The organism is Salinarimonas sp. NSM (genome assembly GCF_052380005.1).
Classification (GTDB): domain Bacteria; phylum Pseudomonadota; class Alphaproteobacteria; order Rhizobiales; family Beijerinckiaceae; genus Salinarimonas.
The window spans coordinates 223,484-237,433 of the sequence record NZ_JBQTCJ010000001.1 but is presented as its reverse complement, the minus strand read 5'-3'; the positions used below and the strand labels follow the sequence as shown (position 1 = coordinate 237,433).

The window sequence follows — 13,950 nt, the reverse complement described above, 5'->3', positions numbered from 1 at the left end:
GGAGGAAGACGGCGATGACCGACGAGACGAGCGTTGCCGGGGCGGCGCGCCGGCGCCTGCGCGCGCTGATCGACGGCCCCGACCCGATCCTCGCTCCCGGCGTCTTCGACGGGCTGTCGGCGCGGCTCGCCCGGAAGGCCGGTCTCCTCGCCCTGCACGCCAGCGGCGGCGCCATCGCCCGGGCGATCGGCCACCCGGATCTGGGCGTCGTCTCGTGCACGGAGATGCTCGGGCGGATCGAGGAGATCTGCGAGGCCGGCCTTCCCGTGATCGCCGACGCGGACACCGGCTATGGCGGGCTCCTCAACGTCGCGCGCACCGTCGCGCTCTACGAGCGCGCCGGCGTCGCGGCGTTGCACATCGAGGACCAGACCTTCCCGAAGCGATGCGGGCTCATGGCCGGCGTGCAGGTCGTGCCCTACGAGGAGGCGAGGGCGCGCATCGTCGCGGCCGTCGCCGCGCGGCGCGATCCCGGCATGCTCGTGATCGCGCGCACCGACGCGGTCCATGCAGAGGGCGAGGAGGCGGCCTATCGCCGGATGCGCGGCTATCTCGAGGCCGGCGCGGACGTGGCCTTCATCGAGGGGCTCGACACGACGGACGCCATCCGCGCGGCGGCCCGCGCCGTCCCGGGGCCGAAGATGATCAACGTCTCCAAGGCGCGGGAGGGGCTGCCGCTGCCGCTCGGGGAGATGCGCGCGCTCGGCTACGTGCTCGTGATCTATCCCGGCGACGCGCAGAGCGCGGCCATCGCGGGCATGAACGCGGTCTTCGAGACGATCCGCCGGTCCGGCTCGACCCGGGCCGTGGCCGATCGGCTCGTCCCCGCGGCCGTGCGCGACGAGGCGGTCGACACCTCCGCCGCCATCGCCGCGGAATCCGCCTGGGCCGACGCCCGATGACGCCGGACCGAACGACGCCGGACCGGGAGACCGACGCGCGTCCCGGCCGCTTCGGCAGCCCCCTGCCGCGCAGCGAGGATGGGCGCCTCGTACGCGGCGCCGGGCGCTACGTCGCCGACATCGACGTTCCGGGCGCGGTGTTCGCGGCCTTCGTCCGGTCGCCCCACGGCCACGCGCGCATCCGCGGCATCGACGCCGCGGCCGCCGCCGCGATGGACGGCGTCCTCGACATCGTCACGGCGGACGAGCTGCGCGCCATGGGGGTCGGCCCGCTGGACTGCCGCTTTCCCCGCGAGCGCCGTCCCGGCGAGCCGATGATCGTCCCGCGCCGGCCGGTCCTCGCGGAGGCGATCGCGCCGCATCTCGGGGCGCCCGTGGCGATGGTGGTGGCGCGCACGGCGCGCCAGGCGCTCGACGCGGCCGAGGCCGTCGCCGTGGACTACGAGCCGCTCGCATGCGTCACCGACGCCGCGGGCGCCATCGCGCCGGGCGCTCCGGCGATCTGGCCGGAGGCGCCGGACAACGTCTCGTTCGTGCACGCGGTGGGAAACGCGCAGGGCGTGGCGGAGGCCATCGCCCGTGCGGCGCACGTGACGCGGCTGGACCTGCGGATCTCGCGGGTCTCGGCCGCGGCACTCGAGCCTCGCGCCGCGATCGGCGCCTACGATCCCGGAACCGGGTCCTACACGCTGCACTGCCAGAGCCAGAAGGCCTTCATCCTGCGCCGCGAGCTCGCGGCGATGCTCGGCGCGCCCCTCAACGCGGTGCGTGTGCTCGTGCCCGACGTCGGCGGCGCGTTCGGGATGAAGGGGGCCAACTTTCCGGAATACGCGCTCGTCCTCGTCGCCGCGCGCCGGCTCGGCATGCCGGTGCGCTGGACGGCGACGCGCAGCGAGTCCTTCCTCGCCGACGACCAGGCGCGGGACAACGTCACCAGCGCCGCCCTGGCCCTCGACGAGGCCGGGCGGTTCATCGGCCTGGAGGTGCGCACCGTCGCCAATCTCGGGGCATGGCTGTCGAATTTCGGGCCGAACTCCTCGACCAACAATCTCGGCGGGCTCACCGGCGTCTACCGCATCGGCGCCACCCACGCGCACGTCACGGGCGCGTTCACGAACACGCCCGCCGTCGGCACCTACCGCGGCGCGGGACGCCCCGAGGCGACCTACGTCATCGAGCGGCTCATCGACGTCGCCGCCCGCGAGACGGGCCGGGACCCGGTGGCGCTGCGCAGGCTCAACCTCGTTCCCGACGGAAGCTTTCCCGCGGACACCGGCTTCCTCTTCCGTCTCGACTCGGGCGCCTTCGAGCGGGGCATGGCGCTCGCCGAGGAGGCGGCCGACCTCGCCGGAGCGCCGGCGCGGCGGGCCGACGCGCGGGCGCGCGGGCGCCTCCTCGGGCTCGGCTTCGTCAACGCGATCGAGCAGGCGGGCGGCGGCTTCGAGGAGACCGCCGAGCTGCACCTCGACCGCGACGGCTCGCTCACGCTCACGGTGGGCACCATCTCCAACGGGCAGGGGCACGAGACCGCCTATGCGCAGATCCTGGACGCGGCGCTCGGCCCGCTGCCCGGTCCCCTGCGCCTCGTCCAGGGCGACACGAGCGCCGTGCGCCATGGCGTGGGCACCTTCGGCTCGCGCTCCATGGCCGTCGGCGGGACCGCCGTGACGATGGCCGCGGAGCGCGTGATCGAGACGGCCCGGCTGATCGCCGCCCACGCCCTGGAGGCCGGCGTCGGGGACATCGCCTTCGAGGACGGCGTCTTCGCGGTCGCGGGGACCGACAGGCGGATCACGCTGGGCGAGGTCGCCGAGCGCGCCTACGACCTCGCACGCCTGCCGCCGGGGCTCGAGCCCGGGCTGACCGCGCGCGCGGTCTTCACGCCGGGCGCGCCGACCTTTCCGAACAGCGTGCACGTCTGCGAGGTCGAGGTCGATCCGCAGACGGGCGCGGTCGCCATCGTGCGCTATACGGTCGTCGACGACGTCGGCCGCGTCGTGAACCCGCTCCTGCTCGAGGGCCAGATCCACGGCGGCGTGGCGCAGGGGCTCGGCCAGGCGCTCGGCGAGCGGATCGTCTACGAGGACGGGCAGCTCGTCACCGGCTCGTTCATGGACTACGCCGTGCCCCGCGCCGACGCGATGCCCACGCCGCGCTGCGAGGAGAACAACGTGCCGACGGCGGTGAACCCGCTCGGCGTCAAGGGAGCGGGGGAGGCGGGCACGGTCGGCGGGCTCGTCGCGATCTCGAACGCGGTTCTCGACGCGCTCGCGCCGCTCGGCGTGCGCCACGTCGACATGCCGCTCACGCCCGCGCGGATCTGGCGCGCGATCCGCGACGCCGAGGCGCGCGCACCGGGAGGGAACGGATGAGCGACAGGCGGCGCGCCGCGACGGCGGCGATCATCGGATACGGCGCGATCGGGCGCGTGCTCGCCGCGGAGATCGCGCGCGACCCGAGCGCGCCGCGCCTCGTCGGCGCCCTCGTCCGCTCGCGGCCCGACGAGGCCCGCGCCGCGCTGGGCCCATCCGTCGCGGTCGTCTCGGACGTCGAGGCGCTCGTCGCGCTGCGGCCCGACATCGTGGTGGAATGCGCGGGCCAGGAGGCGCTGCTCGCGCATGCCGGGCGGCTGCTCGATGCGGGGATCGACGTGATGGCGATCGCGACCGGCGCGCTCGCGTCGCCGGGCGTGCTGGAGGATTGGACGGCGCGCGCCCGTCGCAGCGGCGCGCGCCTGATCGCGCCGGCCGGCGCGATCGCAGGGCTCGACGGCCTGGGAGCCCACAAGCGCGCGGGGCTGGAGCGCGTCGTCTACACCTCGACGAAGCCGCCGCTCGCCTGGAAGGGCACGCCGGCGGAGGACCGGGTCGATCTCGACGGCCTGCGCGAGGCCGCCGTCTTCTTCGACGGAAGCGCCCGGGAGGCGGCGCTCGCCTATCCGAAGAACGCCAACCTCGCCGCGACGGTCGCGCTCGCCGGCCTCGGGCTCGACGAGACCCGCGTGCGCCTCGTCGCCGACCCCGCCGCGACCGGGAACACCGGCCGGATCGAGGCGACGAGCGCCGTGGGGACGCTCCTCGTCGAGAACGCGGGGGCGGCCGGCACGAACCCGAAGACCTCTGCCTCGACGGCCTACAGCCTCGCCTGGGCGCTCGCCAACCAGAGCGCGCACTTCGTCATCTGACCTCGGCTCGGCGCCGACACCGGAGGGGAACCCGTGACACACCGCAGCTTCGAGCCCGGCGGCTATCGCTATGCCCCCGGGGTCTTCCAGTACTCGGCGGGGGTCGCCGCGATGCCCGGATACGAGATCGTGCGCGTGCGCTTCCGCGACCCGGTCCCGCTCGCGGAAGGGTTCGCGCGCGCGCAGGCGCTGATGGCGGCCGAGGGCCGCCCCACGACCGCGTTCTGCTCCTGCGAGCTGCGCTCGCCGGCGCCGTTCACGCAGGAGGGCTTCGACGCGTTCAACGCCCTCTACGTCGGCACGCTCGAGCGCTGGGGCATCGTCCGCGACGGCGAGAACCCCGTGGCGCGCGCCAACGTCTGCCCGGAGGTCGACGAGCCGGCGGAGCCGTCGCTGCACGCCTTCGGCTTCACCGTGGAGGCGCGCTCCGGCCTGCCGACCTTCGTCGTCGCGGGTGGCGCGGAGGCGCCGGAAGGGAAGGGCGCGTATCGCGACCACATCGTGAGGCTCGGGGACGTCGGTCCCTCGGCCCTGCGCGAGAAGGCGCGCTTCGTCCTCGCCGAGATGGAGCGACGGATGGGCGTTCTCGGCTTCGGCTGGCGCGACGCGACCGCGACCCAGGTCTACACGGTGCACGACCTCCACCCGTTCCTCGCCGACGAGATCATCCGGCGCGGCGCGGCGCGCCACGGCCTGACGTGGCACTATCACCGTCCCCCGGTGGTCGACCTCGAGTTCGAGATGGATTGCCGGGGCCTCGCCCAAGAGAGGGTGGCCTGAGCGGTGGCTCGAGGCCGGGGGGCGCACGCGGCCCGACGGGCCCAGGAGGAGGATAGGGTGAGGATCGCGGTGCTCGACGACTATGCGGGGGTGGCGCTGCGGCTCGCCGACTGGTCGGGCATGGGCGAGGTCGTCGTCTTTCGCGATACGCTCGCGGACGAGGACCGGCTCGTCGCGCGGCTGGGGCCCTTCGACGTCGTGTGCGTCATGCGCGAGCGCACCCCGCTCCCGGGCCGCGTCCTGTCGCGGCTGCCGCGCCTGCGGCTGATCGTGACGACGGGCCCGCGCAACGCCGCGATCGACGTCGAGGCCGCGCGGGCGAACGGGATCACGATCTGCGGCACCGCCTCGCGCAAGACCGCGACGAGCGAGCTCACCATGGCCATGATCCTGGCCCTGTCGCGCCGGCTCGCACCCGAATCCGCCGCGCTTCTCGACGGGCGCTTCCAGACCGGCCTGGGGCGCGACCTCGCCGGCGCGACGCTGGGCCTGATCGGGCTCGGGGTGATCGGCGCGCAGGTGGCTGCGCTCGGCCGCGCCTTCGGCATGGACGTGTGCGCCTGGTCCCGGAACCTCGACGACGCGCGCTGCGCCGAGGTGGGCGTCTCGCGGTGCGCCTCCCTCGCCGACCTGATGGCGCGCGCCGACGTCGCCTCCGTGCATCTCGTGCTCTCGGAGCGCACCCGCGGGCTCGTCGGCGCGGACGCCTTCGCCGCCGCGAAGCCGGACGCCGTGTTCGTCAACACCTCGCGCGCGGCGATCGTCGATACGAAGGCGCTCCTGGACGCCCTGCGCGAGGGCCGGCTCGGCATGGCCGGGCTCGACGTCTTCGACGAGGAGCCGCTGCCGCCCGACGATCCTGTCCTCGACCGCGCGCTGATCGCGTCTGGGCGCCTCCTGCTCACGCCGCACCTCGGATACGCCACGGAAGCGACGTTCAGCCTGTTCTATCGTGAGACTGTCGAGGCGGTGCGCGCCTGGCTCGCGGGGACGCCCGTGCGCGTCATCGCGGCGCCCTGGAGCGCCTGAGGCTTCTCCCCGCGCGTTAACCCGGCGCGGCGGACGCGACGATGCGCGCGGCGGCGGCGCCGAGCCGCTCACCCGTGCCGGGACGATCCATCCGGCCTCGCGTCGCCCAGCCGAGCGATCCGGGACGCCAGGAAGGGGCTCGTCGTGAGCAGGAAGATCATGCGCGCGACCTGGCAGGTCACGATGAAGGCCACGTCGATCCCGAGCGCATAGGTCACGATCGCCATCTCGGCGATCCCGCCCGGCGCGAGCGCGAGCAGGGCGACGGGCGCGCCGAGCCCGAAGATGCGCACGGCGAGCGCGGCGGCCCCGAGCGTCAGCCCCATCAGGAGAGCCGCCCAGACGATTGCGGCGACGAGCGCGAGGCCCGCCTCGCGAAACGCGATCTTCGCGAAGCGCGCGCCCAGCACCGAGCCGATGAAGATCTGCGCGAGCGCGACGGCCCAGAAGGGAAGCGACGCCTCCGTGAGCCCGGCGCCGTGCACGACGGCGGACACGAACAGCGACGTGATCATGATCCCCCCGGGCACGTGGAGGACCATGCTGAGGGCGGCGCCTCCGAGACCGCAGGCGACGAGCACCATCCAGTCGACGAGGCTGGAGGCGACCTGCGCCTCCGCCGCGCGGCCACCGGAGATGTCGAGGCCGAGCGCGAAGGTGAGGACCATCGGCACGGTGAAGACGACCGTGACGATCCGGATCGCGTGGATCAGGACGAGCGTGCGCAGGTTGCCGCCGAGGCTCCCGCCGATGACGGTGAGCTCGGCGAGGCCGGCCGGCAGCGCGGCCATGAACGCGGTGACCCGATCGAAGCGGAAGGCGAAGCGGAAGAGCACGAACCCGACCAGCGCGACCGTCACGCTGAAGCCGAGCACGAACAGGATCTCCAGCCACCAGGCCACGAGCCCGGCCACGATGGCGGGGGTGAAGGTGCTGCCGACCATGACGCCGACCGTGGGCCGCGCGATCGTCATGACGGCCGGGCTCATCAGCCAGCGCGAGCCGGCGATGGCGAAGGCGGAGCAGAACGCGATGGGACCGAGGGTCCAGGGCAGCGGCGCGCCCAGGGCCGCGAAGATCGCGCCGCCGATCGCCGCCACCGCGAAGGCGGGGACGCTCGCGCGCAGGGCGGATGCGAGATCGTGAGACCGCAAGAAGAGGGCTTTCGCTATGGGGTGGGCGCGCGACGGGAGCCCCGTGGGGCTCCCGTCAGGTCCCTGCGTCCTCACTCGAGGAGACGCGAGTACTCCGAGAGGAGCTGATAGTTGCGCCGCACGATGTCGGTCGAGGCCTCGGGACCGCGCCAGTCGCGGCCGTAGTTGCCCGCGGCGGCGGCTTCCTGGTACTCCGGGCTCTCCACGACGCGCTGGTACGCGTCGACGAAGGCCTGGTAACGGTCCGGATGCTGCTCCGCGAACGCCGCGTGCACCACCATCGAGCGGACCGAGGAATCCAGGATGGGGAGCTCCACGCCGTACGACGCCAGCGCCTCGTTGATCGGGACGGCGTCCGGCCAGCTCGGGTTCGCCTCCTCGGCGACGACCGCGATCTTGCGGACCGAATCGAAGATCACCTCGCTCCCCTGGCCGGGCACCATGCCCAGGTCGACCTGCCCGCCCATGATGGCCGTCCGGGTCGGCCCGCCGCCGTCGAAGGTGACGAGCCGGATGTTGCTCGCCGGGATGTCGAGCTTCTCCATCATGAGAAGCAGGGAGATGTGCTCGCTCGAGCCGCCGATCACGGCGGCCGACAGCCGGCCGGGCTCGCGCATTGCGGCGATGACGTCGTCCAGGGACTGAATCGTGCTGTCCTTGGGCACGACCATCAGCGACTGCGCGACCTCCTGCGCATTGACGAAGACGAAGTCGTCGAGCGTATAGGGAGCGCCCATCACCTCGATGTGGTTGACCATGTACGGCGTCGGCGGCAGGAACAGGACTGTGTAGCCGTCGGGCTCCTGGTTGTAGAACCAGAGCGTGCCGTTGAAGGTCGCGCCGCCGGGACGGTTGACGACGTTCACCGGCACGCCGAGCTCCTCCGCGAGGAAGCCGGACAGGTGGCGAACCATGCGGTCCGTGGCGCCGCCCGCGTCGTAGGGCGCGGCCACCTCGATCGCGCGGCTCGGATAGGCGTCCTGAGCGCTGGCCTGGGCCGGCGCGAGCAGCGCCAGGGCGGCCGCGCCGAACGCGGCTGCCGTCGTTCGAATGGAATGTCTCATCGTCGTTCCTCCACGTCTGGATCCGGGTGGGATCGTTTCCGGGTTCTCAGTCCCGGTTGGGGCCGGCCACCGCCCGATCGCTCCGCATGCGGCGGACGATCGAGACGAGCGACGGGTAGCAGAGCGAAAGCAGCAGCAGGACGAGCATCGTCATCGCGATGGGTCGCGAGAGGACGAAGGCGATGTCGCCGCCGCTCAGCTGATGCGAGAAGACGAACTGCCGCTCGACGAACGAGCCGAGAAGCAGGCCCACCACGGCGGCGGCGGGCGCGAAGCCGTAGCGCGCGAACAGCCACCCGACGATGGAGAACACCGCCAGGGTGAAGGGTCCCATGAGGTTGCCGGTGATGGCGTAGCTGCCCGCCATCGCGAGGACCGTCACGCAAGGCACGAGATGCCGGATCTGGACGCGGACCACGACGACGGCGAGCCGGATGAAGATCAGCCCGACGACGATGAGCAGCAGCGCCTGCGCCATGTTCGCGAGAAGGATCGCGTAGACCACGTCCTTGTTGTCCGCCACGAAGCGCGGCCCGCCTGTGACGTTGTGCATGGCGAAGGCCGCGAGCAGGACGGCCGTGCCCCCGCCGCCGGGAAGCCCCAGCGCCAGCAGGGTCGCCATCGCCCCGCCCTCCGAGCTGCTGTTGGCCGATTCGGAGGCGACCACGCCGTTGGGGTCTCCCTTGCCGAACGTGGCCGGGTCGGGGGCCCCGCGCTTGGCCGAGGCGTAGGAGATCAGGTTGGCGACGGACGCCCCGACGCCGGGGATGGCGCCGATGAGCGTCCCGATGACCGAGCCGCGCACGAGCGTCCGCCAATGCGTCGCGACGTCGAGAAAGCCCCGCACGATCAGGCGGATGCTGAGCACGCGATCCTCCGCGCGCTGGACGATGTAGCGAGAGCGCGCGAGGTTGAAGAGCTCCGCGGTCGCGAGCAGCCCGATCATCGCCGGAACGACGGGGATGCCGTCGATCAGCTCGGGAAACCCGAACGTGCCGCGCATGCGTCCCGTCGGGCCGATGCCGATCGTCCCGATCAGGAGCCCGAACACGCCCGCGAGGAGGCTGCGCTCGACGTTGCCGCCGCGCAGGGCCGCGATCATCGTCACGCCCCACAGTGCGACGACCGCCATCTCGACCGGCCCGAGCTTCAGCACGGCGGTGGAGGCGTAATTGATCAGCAGGAAGAGGAGCACGTAGCCGAACAGCGTGCCGAGCGTCGAGGCCGCGAGCCCCAGGCCGAGCGCCTGGTTGTGCAGGCCCTTGCGAGCCATCGGGAAGCCGTCGAACGCGGTGGAGACCGCGGCCGTCGATCCCGGCATGTTGATCAGGATGGCCGGGATGGCCCCGCCGAAGCCGGCGCCGGTGAAGACGGCGGTGAGGAAGAGGACCGCCGTCAGGAAATCCATGTAGAGCGTCGCCGGCAGCATCAGCGCGAGCGTCATCGTGCCCGAGACCCCCGGCAGGGCGCCGCCGAGAAGGCCGATGAAGAGGCCGGGAACGAGGACGAGCCATGCTTCCCTGCTGGAGAAGAGCAGGCCGAGCCCGCGCTCGAGGGCCGCGATGTCGACGAGTTCCATGACGGCGTCCTCAGAGCAGCAGGGTGTGAGCGGGGACGCGGGCACCGTGCAGAAGGAGCCAGGTCACGCCGAGCCCGAAGGCGAGCGAGAGCGCCGCGACGAAGAGCGGACGGCGCTCTCCGAGGATCCAGAGCCCGGTGGCCATGAAGAGGATGCTCGCCACGTCGAAGCCGATCCACGGGATCGAGAAGGCGTAGGCGATGAGAAGCCCCATCAGCGCGGCGATCCCGAGCGGCCCGAGCGCGGGCGCTTCTCCGGGCTCCGGCGCCGGCTCCGACTTGGGCTCCGACTTGGGCTCCGACGACGGGCTCGGTTCGGCCGGCGTCTCGGCTCGCGCGCGCCCGAGGACGGCCCGCACGATGACGATTCCGGCGAGAACGCCGGTGATGGCGGCCATCGGGATGATGAAGATCACGTTGTGGATGCGGCTCGAGTCCAGGTAGGCCGCCGCGACGTAGACGACCGAGAACACGGCGCAGACGAGCGCGATCAGGACGGGACCCGCCCGGTCGAGTGCGGCGAGACGCGCGTCGCTCATCGCCCCGCCTCCGCCACGGCCTCGGCCGGGGGCAGGGTGCTCCAGCCGTCGAGGTCGAGCAGCTCCAGGTATTCCGACAGCGGCGCCGCGCCCTCGACCGCGCGCGCGACGTCGCCGGTCTCTGCGAGGCGACGCAGCATGGCGCGCATCGGCGGCATCGCCATGAGGACGAGGTAGACCGAGAAGGACATCAGCTTGAAGCCGAGCCGCGACAGCGCCTCGACCGTCAGCGGCGGCACGGAGCCGCTCGGCGTGACGTTGTAGAGCTGCGGACGGTCGATGGCGCGGATGAGCGCGCGCGCCTCCTCGACGTCGCGGGGGCCCTCGACGAAGATCGCGTCGGCGCCTGCTTCGGCATAGGCGCGGGCCCGCTCGATCGCGGCGTCGAGCCCCTCGATCGCCCGCGCGTCGGTGCGCGCCACGACGACCAGGTCGGCATCGACCCGCGCGTCGACCGCGGAGCGGATCTTGTCGCACATCTCCCCCGGCGGAACGACGGCCTTGCCAGCGAGCATGCCGCAGCGCTTGGGGGTGACCTGGTCCTCGATCATGATCGCCGCCGCCCCGGCGCGCTCGAGCTCGCGAACGGTGCGACGCACCGAGATCGCGTTGCCGTAGCCGGTGTCGGCGTCCGCGAAGACCGGAAGCCCCGTCGCGTCGAAGATCCGCCGGACGGTGTCGGCGTTCTCGCTCATCGTGAGCAGGCCGACGTCGGGGAGGCCGAGACGCATGGCCGAGGTCGCGTTGCCCGAGACCATGACGCCGCGATAGCCCTCCGCGGCCGCCAGCCTGGCGGCGAACGGATCGCCCACGGCGGGAAGCACCGTCGTCGTGGCGCCCGTGATGAACGCGCGCATCCGCGTGGTCGGCTTCATCTTGCTTCCTCCCGTGAGGCCCTCTCGCGGGGCCTTTCGTCGGATCGTTCGGGTTCAGTCGATCAGCAGGGTCGCGAGCTCTCGGAGATCGGGCATGGCCTCGATGCGCTGCAGCGCCGACAGGATCGCCTCGCAGCGCTCGGCGCCGGTGATCGGGGCGATCAGGTCGCGCGCCTTGGCGAGCACCTCCTCGCGCGACATCGGATCGTCGGGCGTGCCGCGCACGACGCGGGCATGGTGACGAAGGCGTCGCCCGTCCTTGCAGCCGATCTCGACGATCGCCTGGCGGCGCGGCCGCGCGACGGTGAGCTCCGCGCTCGGCGCGACCCGCGCCCGCGCGCGCAGCGCCGCCACGGACGGATCGGCGAGCCGGGCCTCGTCGTGCGTCGAGGCGAAGGTGAGCCCGCGATCGACGAGGCAGACGGCGACCAGATGCCGAATGTTCACGTTCGGCGCGCCGCCTTCGTCGACGATGTGGGAGACGTCGTCGGGGAGGTGGATGACGATCTCCTCGATCTCGTCCGGCGCGGGGTCGTGCGCCGCGATCAGCGCGGTCACGGCGTCGAGGGCGGCCTGCCCCGGAGAGCCGACCGACCACTTCTTGATGCTCGACGACAGCACTTCCGGCCGCGTCGCGAGGTCGGCCCAGGGCGCGGCCCAGTCGAAGCCGGCCGGCGCGTTCACCTGGAACAGGCCGTTGACGCCGGTCATCGCGTCGGGAACGCCCGGCATCCCGCAGGCCACCATGCCCACCGACATGACCCCGTTGCGGGCGGGCATGCCGGCGAAGTCGAACGCCTTCTCGATATGAGCCTCGTCGCGACGCCAGCAGGTGAGGCCGGAGGCCTGCTGCACGGTGAACGACATCGCGTCGGCCACCTGACGCTGCGTGAAGCGCATCAGCGCCGCGGCCGCGGCGGTCGCCCCGAACATGCCGCCGAGCGCATGCATGCCGCGTCCGGCCTTGAACTGCCGGTAGCAGTCCACCGAGACCGGCACCCGGCCGCAGATGTCGTAGCCGACCGCGATCGCGGCGAGGAGATCCGCGCCGGAGCGTCCTTCGGCCTCGGCGATCGCCATGGCCGCCGGAACCACCCCGCAGCCGGGATGCGTGATCGAGGCCATGTGGAAATCGTCGGTCTCGTCGCCGTGGGCGGCCATCGCATTCGCGAGCGCCGCGTTGACGACGCTGGTCCGCAAGCCCCCCGATCCGACGACCGCCGCCTGCGGATGGCCGCCGAGCGTGCGCACGTAGCGCAGGGCCGCCTCGCCGGCGGGAAGCCGCGTCCCGGAGATCGTCGCGGCGATCGTGTCGATCAGATGGTCGCGGGTCTTCTCACGGACCGCCTCCGGGAGCGCGCGATCGAGGGCGCCGGCGACGTGATCGCCGATCGCCCGAGTGAGCGGATCGAGCGTGCCGTCGAGACCGGACAGGGAGCCGGGGTCGGTCGAGGGTCTCATGGCATCAGCACTCCGCCGTTGACGTGGATGGTCTGCCCCGTGACGTATCCCGACCTGGGATCGGCGATCATGGCGACGGCCTCGCCGATCTCCTCCGGACGCCCCGGCCGGCGCAGCGGCAGGCTGTCGACCCGGTAGATCGTCCGGCGGAAAGCCGCCTTCTCCGGATCGTCGGCGGGGTCCTCGATGAGGCCGGGGGAGACCATGTTGACGGTGATGCCGTCGGGGCCGAGATCGTGCGCCATGGCGCGCGTGAGCCCCTGAAGCCCCGATTTCGCAGCGATGACGTGCAAGTGGTTCGACGCGCCCATGTGCGCCGACGCGCCGCCGATGTTGACGATCCGCCCCGCGGGCGACGCGCGCAGATGCGGCAGCGCCGCCTTGCACAGGAGGAAGGCCGCATCGAGGGTCACGGCCTGGACGCGCCGCCACTCCTCGTAGGTCGTCGTGTCGAGCGTGCTCTTGCCGCGCATCGATGCGTTGTTGACCAGGATGTCGAGCGCCCCGAGCCCTGCGACGGTCTCCGCGACGATTCGCTCGCACTCGGCGGGCACGCCGACGTCGCCGAGGACGGCGATCGCGCGAACGCCCAGCGCGCGCAGCTCGGCCGCCGTGCCTTCGGCCTCCGCGCGGCTCGAGCGGGCATGAACCGCCACGTCGGCTCCGGCGCGCGCGAGCGCGGTCGCGATGGCGCGGCCGATCCGGCGCGAGGAGCCGGTGACGAGGGCGACGGAGCCCGTGAGGGGAAGGGAGGCCGAGATCGCGTCAGGCATGGAGGTAGACCCAGGGACGCGCCGCCCTGTCCGTCGTCTGGAAGGCTTCGACGGCCGTGCGCCGCAGCTGCGTGCGGCCGATCTCGTCGAGACCGAGCAGGAGCGCCGTCCTGGCGTCGGGCTCGACCTCGAAGCGATGGACCGGACCGTCGTCGAGCGACACCGTCTGCGTCTCGAGGTCGACGCGCACGAGACGCGCGCCTCGGCTCGCGAGGACGGCGTCCGCCATGGCGGCGACGTCCGGCTCGGGCAGGACGATCGGGAGAAGCCCGTTCTTGAATGCGTTGCGGCGGAAGTGCACGCCGAAGCTCGGCGCGATCACCGCGCGGATCCCGTAATCCTGCACGGCCCAGACCGCGTGCTCGCGGGAGGAGCCGCTGGCGAAGTTGGGCCCGCCGATCAGGACCCGCGGCTCCCGGAACCAGGGCAGGTTCATCACGAAATCCGCGACCTCCCGGCCGTCGCGATAGCGCAGGTCGTGGAACAGGCCGCGCCCCAGGCCCTTGCGGGCCGTGGTGATCAGGAAGTCGCGGTTGATCATCTGGTCGGTGTCGATGTCCGGAATCATCATCGGCAGCGCGACGCCGTGGACGGGCTCGAACGGCTGCATG

The 13,950-nt window shown here is 72.7% G+C and carries 13 protein-coding genes; 5 read left to right on the top strand and 8 right to left on the bottom strand.

Annotation, left to right across the window (positions count from 1 at the left end; genetic code table 11):
- Positions 1–14 precede the first annotated feature (14 nt).
- From ACTZWW_RS01205 to ACTZWW_RS01185, 5 genes are read left to right on the top strand one after another with little or no spacing between them, the layout of a single operon-like run.
- Positions 15–902, top strand: coding sequence for an isocitrate lyase/PEP mutase family protein (locus ACTZWW_RS01205; RefSeq protein WP_444779094.1), 888 nt, complete (start codon positions 15–17; stop codon positions 900–902).
- Positions 899–3,274: a xanthine dehydrogenase family protein molybdopterin-binding subunit gene (locus ACTZWW_RS01200; protein WP_444779093.1), complete on the top strand. Its 2,376-nt coding sequence runs from the start codon at positions 899–901 to the stop codon at positions 3,272–3,274. The genes ACTZWW_RS01205 and ACTZWW_RS01200 overlap by 4 nt, the downstream gene beginning before the upstream one ends.
- Complete coding sequence (locus ACTZWW_RS01195; protein WP_444779092.1) at positions 3,271–4,086, top strand: aspartate dehydrogenase; 816 nt, start codon at positions 3,271–3,273, stop codon at positions 4,084–4,086. The genes ACTZWW_RS01200 and ACTZWW_RS01195 overlap by 4 nt, the downstream gene beginning before the upstream one ends.
- 33 nt (positions 4,087–4,119) lie before the next feature.
- Entirely contained in the window at positions 4,120–4,866 is a 747-nt protein-coding gene (cnbZ, locus tag ACTZWW_RS01190) for a 2-amino-5-chloromuconate deaminase CnbZ (RefSeq protein WP_444779091.1), read from the top strand.
- Between the two features lie 57 nt (positions 4,867–4,923).
- Entirely contained in the window at positions 4,924–5,895 is a 972-nt protein-coding gene (locus tag ACTZWW_RS01185; RefSeq protein ID WP_444779090.1) for a D-2-hydroxyacid dehydrogenase family protein, read from the top strand.
- 68 nt (positions 5,896–5,963) lie between these two features.
- Here the strand turns inward: ACTZWW_RS01185 and ACTZWW_RS01180 are convergent, their stop codons facing one another.
- From ACTZWW_RS01180 to leuD, 8 genes are all read right to left on the bottom strand, one after another.
- A complete protein-coding gene (locus ACTZWW_RS01180; RefSeq protein ID WP_444779089.1) occupies positions 5,964–7,049 on the bottom strand; it encodes an AbrB family transcriptional regulator in 1,086 nt (361 codons plus the stop codon).
- A gap of 71 nt (positions 7,050–7,120) precedes the next feature.
- Complete coding sequence (locus tag ACTZWW_RS01175; protein ID WP_444779088.1) at positions 7,121–8,113, bottom strand: tripartite tricarboxylate transporter substrate binding protein; 993 nt, start codon at positions 8,111–8,113, stop codon at positions 7,121–7,123.
- A 46-nt stretch (positions 8,114–8,159) separates the two neighbouring features.
- The gene (locus ACTZWW_RS01170) at positions 8,160–9,692 is read right to left on the bottom strand and encodes a tripartite tricarboxylate transporter permease (protein ID WP_444779087.1); all 1,533 of its coding nucleotides are present in this window, start codon (positions 9,690–9,692) and stop codon (positions 8,160–8,162) included.
- Positions 9,693–9,702: 10 nt separating this feature from the next.
- Entirely contained in the window at positions 9,703–10,230 is a 528-nt protein-coding gene (locus tag ACTZWW_RS01165) for a tripartite tricarboxylate transporter TctB family protein (RefSeq protein WP_444779086.1), read from the bottom strand.
- Positions 10,227–11,105 (bottom strand): isocitrate lyase/PEP mutase family protein, encoded by an 879-nt coding sequence (locus ACTZWW_RS01160; protein ID WP_444779085.1) that lies wholly within the window; start codon positions 11,103–11,105, stop codon positions 10,227–10,229. The genes ACTZWW_RS01165 and ACTZWW_RS01160 overlap by 4 nt, the downstream gene beginning before the upstream one ends.
- A gap of 54 nt (positions 11,106–11,159) precedes the next feature.
- Positions 11,160–12,566 (bottom strand): MmgE/PrpD family protein, encoded by a 1,407-nt coding sequence (locus ACTZWW_RS01155; protein ID WP_444779084.1) that lies wholly within the window; start codon positions 12,564–12,566, stop codon positions 11,160–11,162.
- Complete coding sequence (locus ACTZWW_RS01150; protein WP_444779083.1) at positions 12,563–13,339, bottom strand: SDR family NAD(P)-dependent oxidoreductase; 777 nt, start codon at positions 13,337–13,339, stop codon at positions 12,563–12,565. The genes ACTZWW_RS01155 and ACTZWW_RS01150 overlap by 4 nt, the downstream gene beginning before the upstream one ends.
- Positions 13,332–13,949, bottom strand: coding sequence for a 3-isopropylmalate dehydratase small subunit (gene leuD / locus ACTZWW_RS01145; RefSeq protein WP_444779082.1), 618 nt, complete (start codon positions 13,947–13,949; stop codon positions 13,332–13,334). Before leuD ends, ACTZWW_RS01150 begins: the two co-directional genes overlap by 8 nt.
- Position 13,950 lies beyond the last annotated feature (1 nt).